Source organism: Spirosoma panaciterrae DSM 21099, from assembly GCF_000374025.1.
GTDB lineage: Bacteria > Bacteroidota > Bacteroidia > Cytophagales > Spirosomataceae > Spirosoma > Spirosoma panaciterrae.
The window spans coordinates 192,340-215,017 of record NZ_KB893217.1 but is presented as its reverse complement, the minus strand read 5'-3'; the positions used below and the strand labels follow the sequence as shown (position 1 = coordinate 215,017).

The window sequence follows — 22,678 nt, the reverse complement described above, 5'->3', positions numbered from 1 at the left end:
TAGGAAGTGCGGGCTTCTGTTTAATCGGAAAACTGAAATTTAGAAAGATACGTTTCGCAGGATGCGAAAATGTCTGTTATTCCGTTTTTAAGCATAGGTGCAATAATTATATAAGAATGCTAAAAAAGTTACCCTCTGTGCGAGTCTTACGATTGTGGTTGATGGAATCTGGGGTGAAAACCAAGGGATTGACTGGCTGGATGAGCCTGGCTATGGGCCTATGTATGTTAATGGGTAGCTCTCAGTTCGCGCAAGGACAGAATGCCTGTGCTAACCCACGGTTTCCTGGAGATTTTTCGGTCGATAAGGCAAAAGTGTGCGTTGGCTCGTCGGTTAATATAGTCGGAGTTCCGAACAATTTGATAAGTGCTCAATATAATTTTGAATATGATGGAAAGAGCACGATTGATAAAGTAACTCTGGCACCTACCAAAGCACATACGTATTCAGTTCCGGGTTCTTATACAATTATTCAGAGTGGGGCCGGCAATGGGGCCGGTACAGGTACGATCTTCTGTAAAGAGGTAATTGTGTTGGCTACCGATCAGGTAAAATTTACGGTCAACATATGTTCCGGGCGCCGGGCCATTCTTGTTCCTGATGGATCAACCCTGGGTCAGTATGACAGCTATGAGATCAGATGGGGCGACGGAACCGTTGAGCGGAAGACCCGGGCCGAATTGACGAACCAACCGTCTCATACCTATAGTAATTCCAGCAATCAAACCCCTACTATCCAACTTCAGGGTGTTTATAATCCCCCGGCCGACTGTAAGTCGACGACATCCCTGGCGACGATCAGTCTGGTTGGCGCAGCCACACAGCCTACCATTTCGTCCTTAAAAACCACCAGCGATAACACCATAGATATCGACTATCAGGTCAGTACCGGCGTTTCGGTACAATTGTATCAAAAGATAAATGGGGCTTATGTGTCTACGGGTAAAACCAGTACAGGAGGAGGAACATTTACTGTGCAGACCGATGCCAAACAGGTACAGTGTTTTCAGGTGGTTACCCAGGATGCCTGCAATAGCACCCCTATGAAATCGGACGAAGTCTGTAGTCTGGTGCTCGATGCGAAAGCCGCCAATAAACAGAATGACTTAAGCTGGCAACCCTATGCGGGCACGGCTACCCAGTTTCGGTTTTATCGGATTCGGCGTAATGGTGCGGTTAATGGTCAGGTCCCCAGCCGGACAACGAGTACGTATTCCGATAATACTAACATTACCTGCGGCACTCAATACTGCTATTCGCTGGAAGCTACGGTTGGCCCAACTACAGTTACGTCGCAGCAGGTTTGTGTAAATGGCATTAACGACGGCACGCCAGGCGATATTGAGGGAGTAGTCGTTTCTATTGAAAACAATCGGCCCCGGATCGTAGCCAGTTTACCCACAACAAGTGCTTCATCTACCTATACACTGGTCGTGAGCCGGGCCAATGGTTCTTCGGGGAGCTATCAGCAGGTTGGAACGTTGGTCAACCAGAACTCTTATGTGGATGATAGTGCCGACCCATCAGCCGGTTCGTATTGCTATCAGGTAAGTTACCTAAGTGCCTGCGGGTTGACCTCAAAACCTTCGGAGCCTGTATGTACGGTATTCCTGACCTCGAATTCGGCCAAAGGGATCGACTGGTCGGCCACATCACCATTTACGCCCTCAACCGTAGCCGAATACATTGTTGAAGTGATCGATTCGGTCAATAATACGAAACGCGAAATACGCGTAAGCTCGAATACGCACCTCGATCTGACCGACGCTGACTTGGAATCGCAAACACAAAAATACCGGATCATTACAGCCTCATCGGATGGGACGGTGAGTTATTCGAACTTTTACACCTTTCGAAGCGAAGTTAAAATATGGCTTCCCGATGCGTTTACACCCGATGGTGACGGGATGAACGAGGTATTTCTGGCGAAGGGCATTTACCTTGACCAGTTCCGCATGACTATTTTCGATCGATGGGGCGAGGTCGTTTTTACAACTACGGACAAACTACAAGGTTGGGATGGTACTATAAACGGGCAGCGAGCGCTGGAAGGGCAGTACCTGTACCGAATAGAAGTAATTGATCAGACCAACCTGAAAACTGTCCGAACGGGGGGCGTCCTGCTGGTGCGAAGTAAACGCTGAAAAGGGCCCTTGATCGAAGGTTTATCCCGTCTCAGTACATTCGTTGAATAGTCGCGTTCGGACCATCGGCCAGAAGGAGCTTCTTAAGCGCATATAGCCAATCCAACGTTTTTTTATTGGCATAATACGTCGAATCGTCTACAATCAAGCGTTTGTGAAGAGGCACTTTGGGCTGGACGTTATCTGTTGATCTAATCTAACACACAATTACGTTTTTCAGCTTTGCCAGATGGGAGTCTGGATTGCTTTAGTCATTTGTTCAACGTTCCTGTCCCGAAATAAAACAAACGCAGGCCGATTCGGGTAATCAGATGAAACATGACTTGTGTGGATTCTATTCCAAAGCGGAAAGAAACTATACTGACTAAAAACGTCGGTTGAACGCAGAAATCGTTTTGCATGTTGCCAGAATTGTGATATTTACAGGTAGAAACGAGATACTTAATCGCTACAATATGAATATGATGGATATGTTCGGGAAAATGAAAGAAGTTCAGTCCCGAATGAAAGACGCCCAGGAAACGCTTAGTGCAGTCACAGAAGTAGGCGAATCGGGGGCAGGATTGGTAAAAGTGACGGTAAATGGATTGAAAAATGTCCTGAAAATAGAGATTGATCCTGATCTGATTAAGCCCGACGACCGCGAGATGCTACAGGATTTGATTGTTGCGGCAACCAACAAGGCGATGGCCAATGTAGAAACAAAGTCCCGTGAACACCTCCGAAAAGCAACCGAAGGCTTACTGCCAAATATTCCCGGACTGAATCTGGACGGGCTTATGTGAGGAAGAGTTTGTAAGTTTGTCGTTCGTAGGTTGAAGTCGGCATAGCACCTTGTACACTATGACAAACGTCAAACTGCGGACGCAAACTTTGAATGGATTTGGATCGTCTTGCCATTGTTATTCTGAATTACAACGGTCAACCGTTTTTAGCGAAGTTTCTGCCAACTGTACTGGCAAATGCTGAAGGGTATCCGGTTTATGTTGCCGATAGTGCGTCTTCGGATGCATCGGTCTCTTTTCTTCGAACTGCTTTCCCCTCCGTTCGGGTGATTGAATTACCCAAAAATGAAGGCTATGCCGGAGGCTATAACCAGGCACTTGATCGGGTTCGATCCGATTATGGAGGGGCTACCTACTATGTTCTGCTAAATTCTGATATTGACGTGACGCCTGATTGGCTGGCACCTATAGTGACCTTATTCGACGCGAGGCCAGCACTGGCAGCCTGTCAGCCTAAAATCCGGTCGTATAGCCAGCCCGACTTATTTGAGCATGCGGGAGCCGCCGGGGGCTTTATCGATTGGCTGGGGTATGTATTCTGTCGGGGGCGTGTGTTTGCTACTTTCGAGGCCGACCAAGGCCAATATAATGATAATAGGCCCGTGTTTTGGGCAACGGGAGCCTGCCTGTTTGTTCGATCGTCGGTATTCCATCAAACTGGAGGGTTCGATGCGTCTTTTTTTGCCCATATGGAGGAGATAGACTGGTGCTGGCGTATTCAACGGTTGGGATACGAAGTTTGGACCTGTGGCCTATCGACCGTATACCATGTAGGTGGTGGAACCCTACACAAATCGAACCCACATAAAACCTTCCTCAATTACCGCAACAGCCTGTTTATGCTCTATAAAAACTGGCCATCTGATGGCTGGTTATGGCCCAAAATTCTGCTGCGATTGGTATTGGATGGCCTGTCGTCACTGTTATTTATAAAAGAAGGACAGTGGCCAGACGTATGGGCTATTATACGGGCACATTTTGCATTTTACGGTCGCTTACCAGTCTTGCACCGTCAGCGAAGCGCCTTGAAAAAGCAGCAAGTAAGCGCGGTTGGGGTATACCCCAACAGTATTGTATGGCAGTACTTTGCCAAAGGGAAGAAAACATTCAGAGAGATTTATACCAATGTATGATTTCCTGCCAGGGACATTGTACTCATCACACATCTGTAACCTACATCGGTTTACAGCTCCCAGATCGTTGGATGAGCATGTCGACGAAGATGCTTACTCATTTCCATCCAGAAAGCCAGTATCAGATAAAGTACAACGGGAGAGCCTAAAGTCAGAAACGAGGTATAAATAAAGTATAAACGGATACTGCTAGCTGAGATATTCATTTTCTCACCTAGGCGGGCGCATACGCCAAAAGCTTGATTTTCAATGAAGTAACGTATCTTGTCCATTTTCTTATTCTATGAAGTGCCAAAAGATCTGGGCAATGATATGACGAAGAACAAACCGGGTTTTTGGTAGATTGTTTGCTCTTTGGATAAAAAAGCAATATAAACTTAGTGAAATTAGCTAAAAAGTGTTGGTAAACTCATTGAAGTCGGAACATTTTTGTTTTCTTTGTGTTGTAACGGCTGTAGCGGTGCGTAAGTGCCGATTTTAGCTATTTTTTTAACAAAGTTCGTTGATTATCAACTAAGTACCCTGGTAACGGGATGGTCTGGTATCTGTTTCCTGAATCTTTGTTAATAACTGACCCTTTAAATGTTTAATTGTTTAATTGTTTAAGTTTTATGCAAACAGGTGAAGTAAAATTCTTTAACGAGAGTAAAGGCTACGGATTTATCGTTGAAGACGGTACCAACAGAGACATTTTCGTTCACATTACCGGTTTAAACGGAATTACCATCCGTGAGAAAGATCGGGTACAGTTTGAAGTGATTGACGGCAAAAAAGGATTGAACGCCGTAAAGGTGCAGAAAATAGCCGATTAGGTTGAGTCTGTGAAAATCAGATTCGTCAGCCCTGAAAATGAATGAAGCCGTTCATTTTCAGGGCTGACGAATCTGATTTATGAATTAATCTGCTATCCAGCCACGAACATCCTCGATACGAGGCATAGCTACGTCCATCTTTAGTTTTTTACGAACTCCGCCAAGATCATTGAACAACTTGTTGGGATTCGTTGCCCGTAGCTGTTCGACCGTCAGAATACCTAGCTTTTGCAGGGCAGCTACCCACTCGGCCGGTACACCGGCAGCGACAAAATCGCCTTCGCCCGATTGGTCAACTTTCTTCTCAGGCCGCATCTGTGGGAAAAACAGCACGTCCTGAATAGAAGGCTGGTTCGTCATTATCATCGTTAGTCGGTCAATACCCAGACCTACGCCGGCCGTAGGGGGCATACCGTATTCAAGTGCTCTCAAAAAGTCTTCGTCCAGGGCCATAGCCTCTTCGTCGCCCCGTTCGGCTAGTCGAAGCTGATCCTCAAATCGTTCACGCTGGTCAATAGGGTCGTTTAGCTCGGAGTAGGCATTTGCAATTTCTTTTCCGTTGCAGATTGCTTCGAACCGTTCGACCAGACCTGGTTTGCTCCGGTGCTTTTTGGTCAGTGGCGACATCTCGACCGGGTAATCGGTAATGAACGTGGGCTGAATCAGGTTGGGTTCGCAGGCTTCACCAAACAGCTCGTCAATCAGTTTCGACTTGCCCATGGTGCTGTCGATCTCGATACCACGACTTTGGGCTACCTGCCGCAGTTCATCTTCCTCCATGGCCGACACATCAACGCCTGTGTATTCCTGAATGGCTTCGAACATGGTCATTCGTTTCCAGGGGCGTTTGAAGTCGATCACGTTGCTACCAACCGTCACTTTCGTGGTTCCCGCTACATCCAGTGCCACTTTTTCGACCATCTCCTCGATGGTATCCATCATCCAGAGGTAATCTTTGTAGGCAACGTAGAATTCAACCTGCGTAAATTCCGGGTTGTGCGTACGATCCATCCCTTCATTCCGGAAGTCTTTGGCAAACTCGAATACACCATCGTAGCCGCCGACGATCAATCGTTTCAGGTACAACTCGTTGGCAATCCGCATGTACAGCGTCATATCGAGTGAGTTATGATGCGTGCGGAAAGGCCGCGCGGTTGCGCCCCCATGAATTGGCTGAAGAATAGGGGTTTCAACTTCCAGATAGCCTTTATTGCTCAGGTACTGCCGAATCGAATTGACCAGCTTCGTTCGTTTGATAAATACGTCACGAACCTGCGGATTGACGATGAGGTCGACGTATCGCTGACGATACCGCTGTTCTGGATCGGTAAATGCGTCGTACACTTCTTTTTCGCCCTGCTCATTGACAACCTCTTTTACGACAGGCAAAGGACGTAGCGATTTATTGAGAAGGGTAAATTCCCGAACATAAACCGATAGTTCACCAGTTTTGGTCGAGAATACATTTCCCCGTACACCAACGATGTCGCCAATGTCGAGCAATTTTTTGAAGACGGTGTTATACAGGGTTTTGTCGTCGCCAGGACAGAGATCGTCACGCCGGAAATAGAGCTGCATCCGTCCGGTCGAGTCCTGCATTTCGGCAAAGGAAGCATTCCCCATAATGCGGAAACCCATCAGGCGTCCGGCTAGTTGAATGTTGCCCCAATGACTGTCGCCCGAAAGGTCCTGTTCGGGCTCGATGGTGGGGAAAGCCGCCCGAATACCGGCAATCGTGGCTGTTACGTCAAACAGTTCGGCAGGGTAGGGGTCAATCCCCATCCGCATTAATTCTTCGCGTTTTTGTCGGCGATTTATTTCTTGTTCACTCAGGAGCATGATCGTCAATGGTCAGTCAACTCGTTCGTTGACCAGGATTTTAGCCCGCAAAAATAGTGAAAAGGATTGGCGTTTGCAGAGTTAGCGTTTGAAGGCGCTAAGTTTTGTTCATACGAGCCAATAGCGAGAACTGATTTCGTACGAAAAAATACCTTATACAGCAGTAGAAGGGACGCGATGCGCTAAAAAGAAATACGGTCGGATACGCGTTGGCCAACGCGTATCCGACCGTAAAACGGATTGTATGGAGTCGTGTTTAGTCGTCCAGCGTCACCATCGCCTTGATAACGCCCTTGGCAGGGTCAAGCCAACTGGCAAATTCATCGCGTACCTGCCCAAACGCCACCCGGTGCGTGATGTACGTCGTAGGATCGACCAGACCAGCCTTCATCGACGAAATGACGTGTTCAAAATCGGCGCGGGTGGCGTTTCGACTGCTCATCAACGTACCTTCCCGCTTGTGAAATTCGGGATGACTAAAACTAATCTCACCCTTCTGCAAGCCAATCAATACGTATCGGGCACCATGAGCCATGTATTGAAACGCGTTGTTTATCGCCCGTAAACTACCCGTTGCGTCGATGACAACTGTGGGCATATCGCCGTTAGTAAGCGCGAATAATTGCTCATACACATCAGACGCAGTGGCTAGTACTGTATGGGCAACCTTCAATCGGTTCTGGCAAAATGCCAGCCTTGATTCGTTGATGTCGAGTGCAATGACGTTACCGCCCGCAATACGGGCAAATTCCATAACGCCCAATCCGATGGGGCCTGCCCCAACGACCAATACCCATTCGCCCGGTTGTACACCTGCCCTACGAACACCATGAGCGCCAATCGCTAATGGCTCAACCAGCGCCAGTTCATCGAAGCTCAGTCCATTGCCGTGAACCAGTGTATGAGAGGGCACCAATAAATATTCGACCATGCCCCCATCGGTATGCACACCACTTACCTGCAAATTGACACAGCAGTTGGGTTTTCCCGATCGACAGGCAATGCAGTGACCGCAGTTGAAATAAGGAAGGAATGTAACGGCTTCGCCCGGTTCAAAACCCGGCGCATTGCTGGCCTCAACTACTTCGGCTGCCAGTTCATGCCCCAGAATTCGGGGGTAGTTAAAAAAGGGCTGCGTGCCTTCAAAGGCGTGTAAATCAGTGCCGCAGATACCAATCCGGCGAATACGCAGGAGGGTACGATCGGGTTGTAAGCTTGGTTTCTCGCCTGGTAGATACGCTAATTGCCCCGGCGTTGTACAGACTAATGTTTGCATAAAATGGAGTGTTCTGCAAAAACTGGATTGATGGCTCAGACAGGCTAAGAAGCGTTGGCTAAAGCGCGGTCGAGGTGAACGTACCCCCCATCGACATACAGTAGTTGGCCGGTAGTATGGCTCGAACGGGGCGACAACAGGAAGGCTGTTGTATTGGCAATTTCTTCAGCCGTGGTCATCCGATTTTCGAGCGGGATATTCGCCACAATGGAGGCCAGTTTTTCTTCGGGGTTTGGTAAGGTTTGAATCCAGCGTTCGTATAGTGGGGTCCAGCATTCAGCTACGATGATGGCATTGACCCGAATGTCGTATTTAAGCAACTCAACAGCCCATTCTCGGGTTAGGGCATTGCGCCCGCCGTTTGCGGCTGCATAAGCCGATGTTCCTCCCTGCCCTGTTTCGGCCGTTTTGGAACTGATGTTTACAATGGCACCTTTCGATTCTTTTAATGCGGGTAAGGCGTGGTGGACAATCAGGTAATAATGCACCAGATTTTTGTGCAGCGAGGCCATAAACGCGTCGTAATTGCCATGTTCTAGCCCAACTCCATCGTTGACACCGGCATTATTGACAACTCCATCAATGCGACCAAATTGTTGAATGACGGCTTTAACGGCTTTTTCTGATTCTTCTGGCTGGGTGAGTTCGGCTGCTACCTGAAAAGCCTGTTTTCCATCGGCTTCCAGTTCAGCTACCACCTTTAGGTTATCAGCTTCATTACGGCCAATAATTACGGGAATGGCCCCTTCGGCTGCCAGTACTTTTACTATACCTTCACCAATGCCTTTAGCTCCGCCTGTAACGATGATAACCTTGTTTTGCAGTTGTAAATCCATATGTTTTGTACGATAAGAAATGCCGGTAAAGTTAAGGTTGTATTTGTCGGTTTTGTATTTGGGTTGGGCCGACGTGTTCGTCATCAGAAGCGATTTCCAAAAAGAAAGTCCACACACAAACCGGTGGGACTTTTCCAGAAAACCAACCTACACTACTAACGAGTTTATGGATCTTAAGCCAGTTGTGGGCACAATCGGTTGAATTCGTCTTCGTAGATGTAGTCAGCCGGATCATACAACTCAGATGCGGCTACCAGCAATACCGTGTCGGTGGCAAATCGAATTTCTTTCCATAGCATGGTTGGAATGTATACGGCCTGACCGGGTTCGGTAAGGTGAAGCTGGTAGGTTTCGCCCTCCGTACTTTTCAAATCGATGGTAAGCTGCCCCTGTAGAACAATCAAATATTCCTGACAAGCCCGATGGGCATGCGTTCCCCGAATGGAATCCGTTGGAACACCGTAAATCCAGTAAAGACGTTTAACCGGAAATGGAGCTTGTTTGAGTAGGGAAAGCGTATCCTTATTCGTGAAGTCAAGTCTATTTATTGTGAGCATTGCTATACGTTTGACGATGAGTTCCACATTCCTTTCTTATTGCTCTAGTGCGAAGTCGTTAGAGCTACATTCTTTACCGTGAAGTTTTTTACCGCAAAATAGAGAATCGGTAAGAAACAGCAGGCTGGTACCAGGTAGGCCGTTTGCATGGTGGTCAGGTCCGAAACCCGACCCATGATGACCGGGAAGAACGCTCCTCCCGCTATCGCCATAATAACAAGCGAAGACCCCAACTTGGTTTTCGAACCTAACCCCCGGATACTAAGGGCAAAAATGGTTGGGAACATAATCGACATAAAAAACTCGACTCCGATCAGGGCATAGACCGGCATTTGGCCATGACCCGTTACTGCAACAGCCAATAGCCCAATATTGAGCAGACTATATAAGGCCAGTAAACGGGGTGGGGCTATGAACCGCATCAGGAAAGTGCCAAAAAAACGCCCAATCATAAAGGCCAGCAAGGCTATTGATAATAAGGTAGCAGCGGGCTTTTCGGTAATATTGGCTGCCTGACTAACAAAGCGAATAAAGAAGCTGCTCACACAAACCTGGGCACCTACGTAAAAAAATTGAGCAATTACCCCTGTAATCAAATTCTTTTCCGTCAAAATCGATTCCTGGTTGGTTGATGGTGAGTCGTCGTCATCGCTGATGGTAGGCAACGACGTTCGGCTGATGAGCAGGGCAACCAATAGCACAAAGCCACCAATGAGCAGAAACGGAACCTGTACCGACGACGCTTCTTCTTTCAGATACGCCTGAAGCTGATCGGCCGACATAGCCTGTTTGTCGGCAACCGAGAGGGTTTTGCCCGACAAAATAAATTGCCCACCAGCCAACGGAGCCAGAAAAGCAGCCAGGCCATTGAACGACTGGGCAAAATTAAGTCGTTGGGTACCCGTTTCTGGATCGCCTAGGACGGTGATGTAGGGGTTAGCCGCTGTTTCGAGTAGGGTTAAGCCGCTGGCAATCACAAACAACGCAATCAAGAATAAGCTGAATTGGAGCGAATCGGCGGCCGGATAAAATAAAAAAGCACCACCTGCAAACAGAAGTAATCCCAGTGTAATACCTGCCTTATAGCCATAGCGTTTCATAAAAAGCCCGGCAGGTATAGCCATCAGAAAATAGGCGATATACGAAGCCGAGTCGATAAACGCAGACTGAACATCACTTAACTGACAGGCCTTTTTCAGATGCGGGATCAGGATAGGATTCATATTTAGGGCGAATCCCCACAGAAAAAAGAGAGCTGTAATTAAGATGACCGCAAAACGATTGGTAGGTTTAGACACTGTACTTTCTGTGGTTTAGTTGTAAATCCCGTTACGATTACGTTGCAAAGAAACTCTATTGGCTATTCTCTATTTTGTAGGAGTTCATCCAAATAGTCAGCTATGTTGGCATACAGCACGAGCCTCCTTCCTGGGTTGAATCCGTGTTTCGTAAAGTCGGCAAAGTAAGCATAACTACTTAGTCGCTGTTCGTTATTTATAATCAGGTAGTGGCCCGGGACAAAGCTTGCAATATACGGTTTATACCGGGGCATTACTAGCGTAAACGGATTGTACGCATGAACCAATGACAAAATTTTTTCCGCTCTCCGCTTCATAGTCATAGCCTGGCATAAATCATATACGCCAATGGCCGTTGATCGGGCCACCTTACCGTTCCTCCCGTTTCTGAATAACGTACCTTATTTTTGACTATCATTGTGCTATCAAAATGATAGCATATCTGAACTAAATTTTTACTGACATGGAAGAGAAAAGACTTACCTCTGTTTCGGGTTACGTGTTTATACTGATTGGCCTGGTCTGTTTTGGCCTGGCTGCCCTCTCAGTGCGCTATAGCCCTATTCTGGGAGGGTTTCTGTTTTTACTGGGCGCTTTTATCCTGAAAGGGATAATCGTCATTTACCCAAATGAGGGCATTGCCGCTACTTTTTTTGGTGAGTACGTTGGAACCATTAAAGAAACTGGTTTACGCTGGGTAAATCCACTGTACAGTAAAACCCGGATCAGCCTGCGGGCTCGTAACCTGAACGGACAGCAACTCAAAGTGAATGATAAAATGGGGAATCCCATTGAGATTGCAGCCGTTGTGGTGTGGCAGGTTGCCGATACGGCCAAAGCCCTGTTCGACGTGGATAACTACGCTAATTTTGTACAGATTCAGTCCGAAGCGGCTGTGCGGTTTTTAGCCAGTTCTCATGCTTACGATAACATGGAAGATGAACATGAAACCGTTACCTTGCGCGATAATACAGGCCAGATTAATAAATTTCTGGAACAGGAACTGGACGAACGGCTCGGACAGGCAGGGGTTCGGGTAATGGAGGCACGTATTAGTCACCTGGCTTATGCGCCTGAGATTGCTGGAGCCATGCTTCAGCGCCAGCAGGCAACCGCTGTGGTGTCGGCCCGGAAACAGATTGTGGAAGGGGCCGTTGGTATGGTCGAGATGGCTTTAGCCCGGCTTGCCGAAAAGGATGTAGTTCAATTGGATGAGGAACGAAAAGCGGCCATGGTAAGCAATCTGCTGGTTGTATTATGTGGCGAAAAAGCGGTTAGCCCGGTCGTAAATGCGGGAACCCTGTATAATTAAGTATTAGGAGCGAGGTGCAAGGGGTGAGAATGGCTGGGGCAAAAATGCCGCCGAGGATTCTCTCCTTGCTCCTCGCTCCTCACTTCTAAAAAGAGATGGCTGCTGAAAAAAAGGCATTTGTTTTACGGATTCAGCCGGAGACACTAAAAGAATTGGAACGGTGGGCTCAGGAAGAATTCCGAAGTGTGAACGGGCAAATTGAATACCTGCTCAACGACGCTCTACGGAAACGAAAAAAACGTGCTCAGCAAATTCCGGGCGATGAAATAAAGCCTACTGATGAATAGCCCGTTGTAGCGAAACGGCCTGTCAGTTTAGGTGGCTGACCGTAGACTGAGCAGACCGGCGACTTTCGTTCGGTCGACCTACTCTTCCTGAGCTTTATCCCGACCTTTGGCAGAGGCCGTCTTGGCGTCCTGCTCAATCAGCAGATTATAGTGATTGATGACCAGCAATCGCCCGAAAAGTAAGCGGTCATTGATATTATGCGTATCGATGTATTTTTTAAGCTGTTGATCGTAGCGGGTCATTAAAGGTTCATATACGTCTGCATAAAACCGATCGAGTGCCCGTAAATGGTCGCCATCGTTTACAAAATACTCGAAATACTCTGGATTGTCGGCCATGGTTGGATGATCGGTATAGTAGGCGGGATGCGTAAACGCAATTTTTCGCAAACCCCGTCGTGGCCTGAGTCGTCTGACTACCGCCAGTGGGCCATCCTGACAGACTTCGAAAAACGACTGCTTATGGGCTGACCGATTCCCCTCATCCGGTAAGGCTCTGAAATCCCGGTATCTGTGTATGCTAAAATCAAACCAGCCGAACTGACTAACCTGATTCGCAGAATAGGCCTGCAACCGTCCATCCTCAGTACGGAACAGAACCATTTCGGTTAGCCAATTATAGCAGATATCGCCTGCCAGGCTGGTTTTGTCCCAAAAGACTAATTTCCCATTTTGCCAGACGGGTTTAGGTACTGAAGCCTGGCTAGGGGAAGATTGGGAAAATACAATTAGTGTTATTAGTATTAATAAGTAACGAAATGTCATTGCATCTACTGTTTGGTGAGAAGTTGGTTTATCAGTAAGCCATGTCAGATTTCGAGGAATACCTGATATGATTTGCTTATGAAGTTAATTATTTCGTATATAGCCTGTTAGTCGATATTTAATAATGCAATTTTCTATTTTTAAATTATATGTAGATACAATAGAACGGATAGGTGAAAAACAAAAGATCATTCTATTTTTCGGTAATTTGATTCAATTCCTCGCTAAAGATAGATTTATCTAATGGTCCTTAAATTTTCAATTGATTTTTTACGTATTGGTATAGTACAAAAAAATAAGTTACCCTAAGCTCTGTTTTAATTAACAAAGTTTAGGGTAACTTATATGGATTTGACGTATAAAAACCTCTACGAGTGGTCGGTAGAAGACGTTACAAAGTCACCAATTAATCGGACGCCTTCCAGGGTTAGTGAGGGTACAATATCCGTAAACACATCGTTTAACGATGGAATCCGCTGCGACAACCCCCCTGTAGCTACGGCAATGCAATCGCCCGCCAGTTCGGTTCGAATGCGGGAAACCAGGGTGCGTACCAGTCCTTCATAACCCAATACCACCCCCGCCTGAATGGCATGGGTTGTACTGGTGCCCAATGCAGATGCCGGCACTTCGATAGGTACTTCCGGTAGCTGGGCCGTATTGGCGAAAAGCGAACGGATGGCTGTTTTCAGACCCGGTGCGATGGCAACTCCCAAAATCTGACCTTCGCCCGAAACCGTGGTAAAGGTGAGGGCCGTTCCAAAATCGACAACCACACAGTTGCGTTGATAATGCATGTAAGCGGCCAGGGCGTTGGCGACCAGATCGGTGCCAATCTCATGCGGGCGCAGAATTTCGAGAGGCAACAAAGGATAAACGCCAGGGCCAACAACAACAGGAGTAAAACCAAACAACTCGGTCAACATAACCCGTATGGTGGGCGTAAGGTCAGGCACAACACTGCTTACTACCGTAGTTTCGATGGCACTAAGTGGAATATCGGCTTCCAGTAACCAGAGCCGGAGTCGTCGTTCATACGATTCGGCGGATTCATCTTTTCGGGCAGGAGTGCGCCAGATGGTGTGCCAGACGGTTTGATTATAAAGCCCAAAAACAGCGTCGGTATTACCAATATCAACAATAATCTGCACAGGACAGGAGATAGACGGTTGTCGGGGCGAAATAAGAACAAAAACCGCACATTCCCGCACATTCTTCCAGAGCGATTTCGGGATGGCCAACTTGGATTAGCCATAGACTATTCCTTTGCATTCCAACAAATCGGTCAGAAATGCGCTAAAGCACCATTTTTCTGGGCTGCGTTGTCATGAAATCTTTGAGGTAAAACGGCTCAATGCTAGCCAGATCCTCAAACTGACCATCGGCATAAGCCTGTACAGCCAACTGACCTACAGTACGGGCTGAAGGCACCAGATGTATTGCCGGGAAAACGGCATTGGGTTGATCACTCAACAGGCTTTTGCATTTGGCAGCTCCATCGCCAAAAAAGACAACGGGGCCTTCCTTGAGCCAATCGCTAAACGACGTTTGATCAATAATCTGAGCTGATGTCGGCTGCCGTTCCCGACCCGTTGTATCGTATAAAGCACAATACACTTCCATTCGCCGGGCATCGATCATCGGACAAAGCAGGTAATCGGCCGGATAATAGGCCCGAACCTGCTCAGCCATAGCGGTTAGCGTATTAATCGCCAGCAATGGTTTGTCCAAAGCAAAGCAAAGCCCTTTGGCGGTAGAAACCGCAATGCGAAGACCTGTGTAGGAACCGGGACCTTTGGCAACGGCAAGGGCATCCAGATGCATCAGTTCGTACCCTGCCTGCTGAACGACGTCATGGATCAGTGTAGTGAGCATGGCGGCCGACGTACGTTCCGTAAACAGTTCGTAGCAACCCAGCAATTGCAAGCCCTGATGCAGGGCTACCGAGCAGGAAGCCGTAGAAGTATCGATGGAAAGAATAAGCATGAAGAGAAATGTGAATACAGAATGTAGGTGAAGAATAGCCATTACGTTAACTGCTATTCTTCACGTGCATTCAGTGTTCACTTGCTTTTTAAGATCGACTGATACCGCCCCATGTCTTTAAACAGGTCAAGGGCTGCTTTTAACTCTGGATCGGTAGCGAAAGAAGCTTCTTTAATGCCTTTTTGCAGGTAGTAATGGCCTGCAATTTCCTGTTCCAGCAACGTCCGGATTTCAGTTTTGAACGTGTTCAGGTCGGCGTCTTTACTGTGCGACATTTTGGTCTTCAGAGACTTCAACTGGTCCTGAATCTGATCGAAATACTTCTCTTTTTTGGCTGAGGCTTCAAGGGTACCCAAATCTTTTTCAACCTGGGTAGTGTAGTCATATTCTTTATCGGCCAGCCATTTGGTAAACTCTGCATACTCAGCGTCGGTAAGCTTGAACTCACGGGCGGGCTTAATCGTGGGGTGATCGTGATGGTATTTGACAGCGTAATCGAAGATCAACCCTTTATTGGTCAGGCTAAGCGCAATGGGGGTCGGAGCCTGAGCGTCGATAACCACATCGGGCAGAACGCCCCCTCCATCGTACACCACACGACCGGCTTTGGTTTTGAAGGCTGTTTTCAGCGAGTCCGGGATTTTACCCACGCTGCCATCGGGGTTACGGTGGCTGTAGTCGATTGCCTGAATGCAGCGTCCGCTTGGAATGTAATACTTGGCAGTAGTGATTTTTAACTTGGTATTGAACGACAGTTCACGCGTGGTTTGTACCAGACCTTTGCCATAGGTTCGCTGACCGATCAACACGCCCCGGTCGTAGTCCTGAATAACGCCCGACACGATTTCGGCCGCCGAAGCACTGTGACTATTGGTCAGTACGATGATCGGAATTTCGAGGTCTAGAGGAGGATTGAGGGCCGTATAGGTTTTGTTCCATTCGGTCACTTTTCCCTTGGTAGTTACTACTTCCGAATCTTTAGGAATAAACGTGTTACAGATGTCGATGGCCATATTGAGCAGGCCACCGGGGTTTTCACGAACGTCCAGCACGAGTTTTTTCATGCCCTTGCCCTTCAATTCCTGAAAAGCCGACCGAACTTCGCGTGAGGCTGTAGCGGTGAAGTCTTTCAGATCGATATACCCCACATCTTCAGAGATCATCCCGTAATAGGGTACATTGGTCATTTTAACCACGTCCCGAACTACGCTCAGATCTACTGGGTTCTTTTCGCCATAGCGCTGTACGGTCAGTTTTACAGCTGTATTGTTCTGCCCTTTCAGCAGTTTGCCGGGATCGGATTCTTTGACGTTTTTCAGCGTGATCCCATCAATCTTAATCACTTCATCCCCAATACGTAGTCCTGACTTTTCGGCGGGGGTTCCCTCATACACCATTAGTACAATATGCTTGCCCTGGCGTTGCCCGATCAGTGCCCCGATCCCATTGTAGCGACCCGTGGTCATGGTCATATAGTCCTCGATTTCATCTTCTGCAAAGAAGTTGGTGTAAGGGTCGAGGGCTTTTAGCATCGCATCGATACTGGTCTTGACCATGCGGTTTGGGTTCACTTCATCGACATAGTATAAATTCAACTCTTTGAAGAGCGTCGCATAGATGTCGAGATTACGAGCGATTTCAAAAAACCGGTCATCGGTCTTGAAGGAGAAGAAGCCAATGCCACCCGCTACCAGCGCCGACGAGGCTAAAAGAGTAAGGCGTTTAGAAAAGCGCATATTGAGTGAAGAATTGAAGACCGGACCGCCGGAGTATGCAGACTAAAGAAGAAGCATGAGGCCAGGAGGGAAAGATCATCCCCTTGGCCCGGTCTTCAATTCTTTACGCTACATTTTACTATAGCTAATTTCATACCTTTTTCTATTTCTTCAAACGAAATTATCTGTTTGGCGGTATAAAGAAAGGCAATATATCCCGGTGTTGACGAACCGTTGGATGGATTTTCGATCTGAAATGCCTGTTTATTAAGGCGATAGGCTTCCCGTACCCGCCGACGAATGAGGTTACGGTCAACGGCTCGCCTGAACGTTCGTTTGGGCACAGTAATGACGATGGCAGGAAGCGAAACGTTGCCTGAAGAATCGGATTCGGGCTGAGGCAGATAAAGCACCCGAAACGGAAAAAGGTAGAACGTCCTGACAGCCTGCTGTGGCCCAGTCGTACTACCTCTCTTAAATAATTCGCCAAGAATCTTTTTGCTGCAAAGCCGTTCGGATTTGGTGAAGGTTTGCAGCATAGAGTCCTTAATCGATAGGAGTTAGTCGTCAGTTGCCAACCAAAATTGGCTAACGACTGACAACTAATGACTAGATTTTAAAGCGATCGCCTTTTTTCTCGTCCGAGACGGTCAGTTTATGCCGACCTTTAGCCCGACGGGCAGCTAATACTTTGCGGCCGTTGGCAGTAGCCATACGCTCACGGAAACCGTGTTTGTTTTTCCGCTTCCGGTTCGATGGTTGGTACGTTCTTTTCATGATCTATCTTGCCTAAAACTCTTGTTTTCCAAATGAGTCCGCAAAGATAGCAGAATTGCATTAGTTTACCAAGACCTTGTTTTAGATTTGTATTTGGTGAATTTAGTTCGCCTGTACACGCATCAACAACCATACCTTTACTCAACTAAATGTAACCAGAACTATGCATTATCGCCTGTCTGCTGATCCTCTTTACCCGCATTACATAGCCGTTGAAGCTCGACTGACTGCCATCGACACTACTGACGTTGAGTTACAGCTACCCGCCTGGCGACCAGGGCGATATGAGTTGCAGCAGTTTGCCAAAAATATCCAGCGATTTACGATTGTTGATGGGGTTGGTAACCCACTCCCTTTTCGGAAGCTTACCAAAGACCGTTGGCTGGTGCAAACGAATGGTGCATCTGAACTGACTGTACACTACAATTACTACGCGTTGGTATCGACTCCCAATCAATTGAATGCAGGCAGCAGTTTTGTGAGCGAGATCCTGATGTACGTCAATCCGGTCAATCTTTGCCTGTATGCCGAGGGACGTATCCAGGACCCTTGCACCCTTAACCTGGATATACCCGACGGCTGGACAATTGCCTGTGGCCTGGAGCAGCGTGAGGCTAAAACACTTTGGGCAGCCGATTTTTATGAACTGGTCGATTGCCCCATTCTAGCCGCTCCGACGCTTCAGCATAGTCAGTATGCGATTGGTGAAACCACATTCCATGTCTGGATTCATGGCGGACGCCGGACGGATGGCGAGCTTACCTTCAATCCTGACCGGATTGTGCAGGATTTCAGCCGATTTTCGCAGAAGCAGATCGACCTGTTTGGGGAGTTTCCTGAAAAGGCGTATCATTTTCTGACGTTGGTGCTAACCGTGCCCTATTATCATGGTGTGGAACATCGAAATTCTACCGTACTTGTACTTGGGCCGAATGACGAAGGGGAAGGTTTGTATCAGGATTTACTGGGCGTTTCGTCGCACGAGTTGTTTCATGCCTGGAACATCATTCGGATTCGCCCCACCGAATTACTGCCTTACGACTTTACGAAGGAAAATTATTTTCCAACCTGTTTTGTGGCCGAAGGGGTAACCACCTATTACGGCGATTTGATGCTTCGGCAGTCGGGGGTTTTTACGGACGAAGCGTATTTGAAGGAATTGCAGGTATTGTTCAAACGTCATTTTGAAGCCAACGGGCGGGCTTTTCAGTCGCTGACCGAGTCGTCGTGGGATTTGTGGCTCGATGGGTATGATAAGGGCGTTCCCGACCGGAAAGTGTCGGTCTATCACAAAGGATCGATTGTCGCTCTGATCCTGGACCTGCACATTCGCCAACTGACAAACCATGCGCGTTCACTGGATGATGTTATGCGGCTGATGTGGCAGCAATTTGGGAAACCGTTTGTTGGGTATACACTCGATGACTACCGGAAGGCAACCGAACAGGTAGCAGGCGAATCGCTGGACTGGTATTATAGCCTGTGTATTTTTGGCAATCAGCCGTTAGAAACAACGCTCAATTCGTACCTGGCCTGGGTAGGTTTACAGATCGTTTATGAAGAGCCAACGATTGAGCAGCCTGGAGGCATCCGACTACTGGAACTGGAGGATGAAGAGGCAGCCCGGCAACGGGCGAAATGGTTTGGTGGCTGGTTGACAGAGGTGCCTCACGACGAACTGATAGCCGAAGAGAAACCAGGTAAAAACGTTGTTGCCAAGTGAAGCCAGTGGTAGCAAAATGAGATCGTCCGTATGCGTAATGAGGTTACACGGTCTGCCCAACCCTAAATGTTGCCTGACTGATTTCGCAGAGCAAGTGTTCTTTTTAAAACGATAGTATAGCTGTAAAGCTTTAAACCAATTAACCTTTAATTTTTTCTTGATGAAGCGTCTAGTTCTTCTTGCCCTGTTCGTGCCTGGCTGCCTGCTGGCCCAGTCAAAACCCGAAAAACCCTGGATGCTGGGGCCTTTTCAAAAAGCAAATGCGTACAATCCAATTCTTTCTGCCAAAGCTACGACTACCTTCGACTGTCCGGTTCGTAAACAAACCATCCATTGGGAGGAAAAAGACGTTTATAATCCAACCACTGTGGTACGGAACAATAAAGTGTACATGCTGTACCGCGCCGAAGATACCGTCCGGAGTGTAGGAGGGACATCGCGACTGGGGCTGGCGGTGAGCACAGATGGTATTCATTTCAACCGGATGCCAAAGCCTGTGTTTTATCCGAACAACGACCCCATGAAGGTATATGAGTGGGAGGGAGGATGCGAAGATCCACGGGTAGTAGAGAGCCCCAATGGGGTGTATGTGATGACCTATACGGCTTATGATGGCGACAAAGCCCGACTTTGCGTAGCCACCTCGCGAAACCTGACCGACTGGCAAAAGCAGGGGCTTGCTTTCGGAGAAGCAGCGAATGGTAAATACAAAAATAGCTGGTCGAAATCGGGGGCAATTGTATGTAAGCGCGTTGGCGATCGATTTGTAGCGCAGAAAATACAGGGTAAATACTGGATGTACTGGGGCGATCAGCCGCAGCTTCGTTTAGCCTCTTCAGACGATCTTCTGCATTGGAACCCGCTGGAAACTGAGTCCGGGCAGCCGGTTGTAGTGGCTGAGTCGCGCAAAGGCAAGCATGACGTCCGGCTGCTTGAACCAGGGCCGTTTGCTATGCTGACCAAAAAAGGTATTCTGTTGATCTACAATGGCATGAACGATGCGAAAAATGGTGATGTAAACCTGCCCGAAGGAGCTTATGCGGGTGGGCAGCTCCTGTTCGACGCCACTGATCCAGTAAAGCTTCTGGATCGTTCTGAAGCGCATTTTATCAAACCCGATCAACCCTATGAACTGGAAGGCCAGGTCAATCAGGTGGTTTTCTTGGAAGGCATGGTGCCATTCCATGGTAAATGGTTTCTCTATTATGGTACGGCAGATTCAAAAATTGGCGTTGCTATTGCCAATCAATAAGGGTACAGAACGGTTTTGTACGATTAGTATTTTAAGTTAATGGTTTGATAATCAGCTGGTAGTCTTTTGGGTGGTTAGACGATTGTTGGCCATGCGGTAGAGTTAGTCTAAAGTTTGGAAAAGGTATAAGTATCCATTTACTGTCAAGTAGAGACCGAAGGGTAGTTCCCTCGTCTAAACGGGTATGTTTATCTTTTCCTTACTTAAACTTTAACCGTTTATGAGGGCTACAGCCAGTGTTGGGCAACTGCTTTCTGAGGAAACCTACCTCGAAAACGTAGCCCAGCAAATTGCTATTCCGGTTGCTAGTGTGCATCTGGCCTTCCGATCGACAGTCTGTTTAATGATGGTTTGTCTGCATCAGAAATTGCAGACAACGATTGGGAAAAGGCTCGTTTATCAAACGTTGGACAAACAGATTCAGCAAAGCGAATCGTACCGGCCTGAAGAAACAGAGCGATCGGTTGAACTGCTGAGTCTCGAAGGCAACAGCCTGTTGGGTAAGTTACTTCCGGGAAAGAAAAGCCCTATAATGACGAGCGTTATCCATCACACCCGGCTTCCTTACAAGCAGGTAAACCAACTTATTGGCTTAAGTGCCTATGCCTTAATTACCCGAATGGCATCACATTGGCAGCAGCATAATGAATTGACGTCCGTATTATTATCCTTTAAAGAACTATCGCAGGTTGCGCCTGAACTGGACGAGAAAGATTACATGGCGATCGGTCTGCATGATAACTTATCGGTTTTTAAAACAGTCCCCGCGTATATATCCATTTAATAGCTGGTCAAAAGCAGATGCTGGTAATCTGGTAAACCGCTCTGACAGAATTGGCACATGGTGAGCGACTAGGCTACCAGCTACGAAAGCCAACGGGTCAGAAAGCTACATTTATAAGTAAGGTTCTGGCACTCTGCGGAACCGAGGTTTATATCGTATATAGATAACCGTGCATTTGTTGTCTACTGAGTTTGCCTACTCCACAATCCGCTGATTGTTCACAAAGGTCATTGTCTGGGAGGTAAACGGCCTTAGACAGATGAAATTTCGCCCGTTTAATAAACGGATGCGATAATTTCGTTTCAGATTTGCTACCAATGCTTGGTGGTCAATAATTTAACGTTCCTAAAACCTCAAATCTTTTTGACCAGTCGTATATGAAAAAGGCTTTAAAAGTTATTGGTATTGTACTTGGTGTAGTCGTTGTGGGTGTACTTGGTGCAATGGCATATGTAAAATTAGCTCTACCCGATGTAGGCGAAGCACCGACCCTAAAAGTAAATGCAACACCAGCCCGTGTGGCGCGGGGAGAGTATCTGGCAAACCACGTGACGGTTTGTATGGACTGCCATAGCACCCGCGATTACACCCTTTTTTCAGCCCCCTTAACGGCTGGTACACTGGGTAAGGGCGGAGAGATGTTTAACCAGCAAATGGGCTTCCCCGGTATGTTTACGTCTAAAAACATAACCCCCTTCGGTATAGGCAACTGGACAGATGGCGAAATTTACCGAGCCATCACGACCGGGGTTAGCCGCGACGGGCATGCGTTTTTTCCGGTGATGCCTTACCCTTACTATGGTAAAATGAATGATGAAGATGTACAAAGCATCATTGCCTATCTGCGCACAATAAAACCCATCGAATCGAAACCGGCTGAATCCAAGGCTGATTTTCCGTTCAACTTTATTTTGAATACCATTCCTAAAAAAGCCGAACCGATGGCCATGCCCGATACGGCAAACGAGTTGGCTACGGGACAGTATCTGGTGATGATCGCGGGCTGTGTCGAGTGCCATACTCAGGTCGATCAAGGTCGCATTATTCCTGAAAAATCGTTTGCGGGTGGACGCGAGTTTGCCATGCCCGGTGGAACGCTTTATACGGCTAACATAACCCCTGATAAAGAAACAGGTATTGGTAACTGGACCAAAGAGGCTTTTATCGCTCGGTTTAAAACGTACGGCGCTGACTATAAAGCCCACAAAGTTGGGCCTAATGACTTTCAGACGATTATGCCCTGGACGATGTATGGAGGCATGACGGAGAAAGATCTGGGGGCTATGTATACTTACCTGATGTCGATCAAACCCATTTCAAACAAAGTAGCCGACAAGTTTAAGCCCCGTCTGGCTATGCGTTAATGAAGAACTGATCAGTTAATAGGCAGGGGCTGT

The 22,678-nt window shown here is 47.5% G+C and carries 22 protein-coding genes; 10 read left to right on the top strand and 12 right to left on the bottom strand.

Translation table 11 applies throughout. The annotated features are described in order from the left end of the window. The first annotated feature begins 137 nt into the window (after positions 1–137). From B153_RS0128420 to B153_RS0128410, 3 genes are all read left to right on the top strand, one after another. The gene (locus B153_RS0128420; RefSeq protein WP_157634934.1) at positions 138–2,144 is read left to right on the top strand and encodes a T9SS type B sorting domain-containing protein; all 2,007 of its coding nucleotides are present in this window, start codon (positions 138–140) and stop codon (positions 2,142–2,144) included. Positions 2,145–2,599: 455 nt separating this feature from the next. Beyond that, complete coding sequence (locus B153_RS0128415) at positions 2,600–2,929, top strand: YbaB/EbfC family nucleoid-associated protein (RefSeq protein ID WP_020600150.1); 330 nt, start codon at positions 2,600–2,602, stop codon at positions 2,927–2,929. Positions 2,930–3,027: 98 nt separating this feature from the next. Further along, on the top strand, positions 3,028–4,062 hold the full coding sequence (locus tag B153_RS0128410) for a glycosyltransferase family 2 protein (RefSeq protein WP_040762289.1): 1,035 nt from the start codon (positions 3,028–3,030) through the stop codon (positions 4,060–4,062). Between the two features lie 50 nt (positions 4,063–4,112). Here B153_RS0128410 and B153_RS37430 read toward each other — a convergent pair whose 3' ends face one another. After that, the gene (locus B153_RS37430; protein WP_083928265.1) at positions 4,113–4,334 is read right to left on the bottom strand and encodes a PspC domain-containing protein; all 222 of its coding nucleotides are present in this window, start codon (positions 4,332–4,334) and stop codon (positions 4,113–4,115) included. A gap of 339 nt (positions 4,335–4,673) precedes the next feature. On the opposite strand from B153_RS37430, the gene B153_RS0128405 reads away from it, so the two are divergent. After that, entirely contained in the window at positions 4,674–4,874 is a 201-nt protein-coding gene (locus tag B153_RS0128405) for a cold-shock protein (protein ID WP_020600148.1), read from the top strand. 84 nt (positions 4,875–4,958) lie between these two features. On the opposite strand, the gene lysS is transcribed toward B153_RS0128405, so the two are convergent. The 5 genes from lysS to fucP form a co-directional block, all read right to left on the bottom strand. Then, positions 4,959–6,713, bottom strand: coding sequence for a lysine--tRNA ligase (gene lysS / locus B153_RS0128400; RefSeq protein ID WP_026262523.1), 1,755 nt, complete (start codon positions 6,711–6,713; stop codon positions 4,959–4,961). A 256-nt stretch (positions 6,714–6,969) separates the two neighbouring features. Then, complete coding sequence (locus B153_RS0128395; RefSeq protein ID WP_020600146.1) at positions 6,970–7,989, bottom strand: zinc-binding alcohol dehydrogenase family protein; 1,020 nt, start codon at positions 7,987–7,989, stop codon at positions 6,970–6,972. A 44-nt stretch (positions 7,990–8,033) separates the two neighbouring features. Continuing rightward, complete coding sequence (locus B153_RS0128390) at positions 8,034–8,825, bottom strand: SDR family oxidoreductase (protein ID WP_026262522.1); 792 nt, start codon at positions 8,823–8,825, stop codon at positions 8,034–8,036. Between the two features lie 173 nt (positions 8,826–8,998). After that, positions 8,999–9,382: a sugar 3,4-ketoisomerase gene (locus B153_RS36085; RefSeq protein ID WP_020600144.1), complete on the bottom strand. Its 384-nt coding sequence runs from the start codon at positions 9,380–9,382 to the stop codon at positions 8,999–9,001. Between the two features lie 44 nt (positions 9,383–9,426). Next, on the bottom strand, positions 9,427–10,680 hold the full coding sequence (fucP, locus tag B153_RS0128380) for an L-fucose:H+ symporter permease (protein ID WP_020600143.1): 1,254 nt from the start codon (positions 10,678–10,680) through the stop codon (positions 9,427–9,429). Between the two features lie 463 nt (positions 10,681–11,143). Between fucP and B153_RS0128370 the strand changes: the two genes are divergently transcribed. Together B153_RS0128370 and B153_RS0128365 are read left to right on the top strand one after the other, a co-directional pair. Next, positions 11,144–11,992 (top strand): SPFH domain-containing protein, encoded by an 849-nt coding sequence (locus tag B153_RS0128370; RefSeq protein ID WP_020600141.1) that lies wholly within the window; start codon positions 11,144–11,146, stop codon positions 11,990–11,992. A 95-nt stretch (positions 11,993–12,087) separates the two neighbouring features. Further along, complete coding sequence (locus tag B153_RS0128365) at positions 12,088–12,279, top strand: type II toxin-antitoxin system antitoxin (RefSeq protein ID WP_020600140.1); 192 nt, start codon at positions 12,088–12,090, stop codon at positions 12,277–12,279. Positions 12,280–12,357: 78 nt separating this feature from the next. Here B153_RS0128365 and B153_RS0128360 read toward each other — a convergent pair whose 3' ends face one another. From B153_RS0128360 to rpmH, 6 genes are all read right to left on the bottom strand, one after another. Next, positions 12,358–12,882 (bottom strand): hypothetical protein, encoded by a 525-nt coding sequence (locus B153_RS0128360; protein WP_245564959.1) that lies wholly within the window; start codon positions 12,880–12,882, stop codon positions 12,358–12,360. 530 nt (positions 12,883–13,412) lie between these two features. Further along, positions 13,413–14,195, bottom strand: coding sequence for a type III pantothenate kinase (locus tag B153_RS0128355; RefSeq protein ID WP_020600138.1), 783 nt, complete (start codon positions 14,193–14,195; stop codon positions 13,413–13,415). A 145-nt stretch (positions 14,196–14,340) separates the two neighbouring features. Further along, positions 14,341–15,030 carry a tRNA (adenosine(37)-N6)-threonylcarbamoyltransferase complex dimerization subunit type 1 TsaB gene (gene tsaB / locus B153_RS0128350; protein WP_020600137.1) on the bottom strand — a complete coding sequence of 230 codons (690 nt, stop codon included), beginning with the start codon at positions 15,028–15,030 and terminating at the stop codon, positions 14,341–14,343. 77 nt (positions 15,031–15,107) lie between these two features. Next, positions 15,108–16,766: a S41 family peptidase gene (locus tag B153_RS0128345; RefSeq protein ID WP_020600136.1), complete on the bottom strand. Its 1,659-nt coding sequence runs from the start codon at positions 16,764–16,766 to the stop codon at positions 15,108–15,110. A 95-nt stretch (positions 16,767–16,861) separates the two neighbouring features. Beyond that, the gene (locus tag B153_RS0128340; protein WP_020600135.1) at positions 16,862–17,284 is read right to left on the bottom strand and encodes a ribonuclease P protein component; all 423 of its coding nucleotides are present in this window, start codon (positions 17,282–17,284) and stop codon (positions 16,862–16,864) included. 70 nt (positions 17,285–17,354) lie between these two features. Beyond that, on the bottom strand, positions 17,355–17,522 hold the full coding sequence (gene rpmH / locus B153_RS0128335; RefSeq protein WP_020600134.1) for a 50S ribosomal protein L34: 168 nt from the start codon (positions 17,520–17,522) through the stop codon (positions 17,355–17,357). Between the two features lie 163 nt (positions 17,523–17,685). Here rpmH and B153_RS0128330 point away from each other — a divergent pair, with 163 nt between their 5' ends. From B153_RS0128330 to B153_RS0128315, 4 genes are all read left to right on the top strand, one after another. Continuing rightward, entirely contained in the window at positions 17,686–19,245 is a 1,560-nt protein-coding gene (locus B153_RS0128330; protein WP_020600133.1) for a M61 family metallopeptidase, read from the top strand. A 160-nt stretch (positions 19,246–19,405) separates the two neighbouring features. Continuing rightward, on the top strand, positions 19,406–20,497 hold the full coding sequence (locus B153_RS0128325) for a glycoside hydrolase family 130 protein (protein ID WP_020600132.1): 1,092 nt from the start codon (positions 19,406–19,408) through the stop codon (positions 20,495–20,497). A 220-nt stretch (positions 20,498–20,717) separates the two neighbouring features. Continuing rightward, complete coding sequence (locus B153_RS0128320; protein WP_020600131.1) at positions 20,718–21,281, top strand: hypothetical protein; 564 nt, start codon at positions 20,718–20,720, stop codon at positions 21,279–21,281. A gap of 377 nt (positions 21,282–21,658) precedes the next feature. Beyond that, on the top strand, positions 21,659–22,645 hold the full coding sequence (locus tag B153_RS0128315; protein ID WP_020600130.1) for a c-type cytochrome: 987 nt from the start codon (positions 21,659–21,661) through the stop codon (positions 22,643–22,645). The last annotated feature ends 33 nt before the right edge of the window (positions 22,646–22,678 follow it).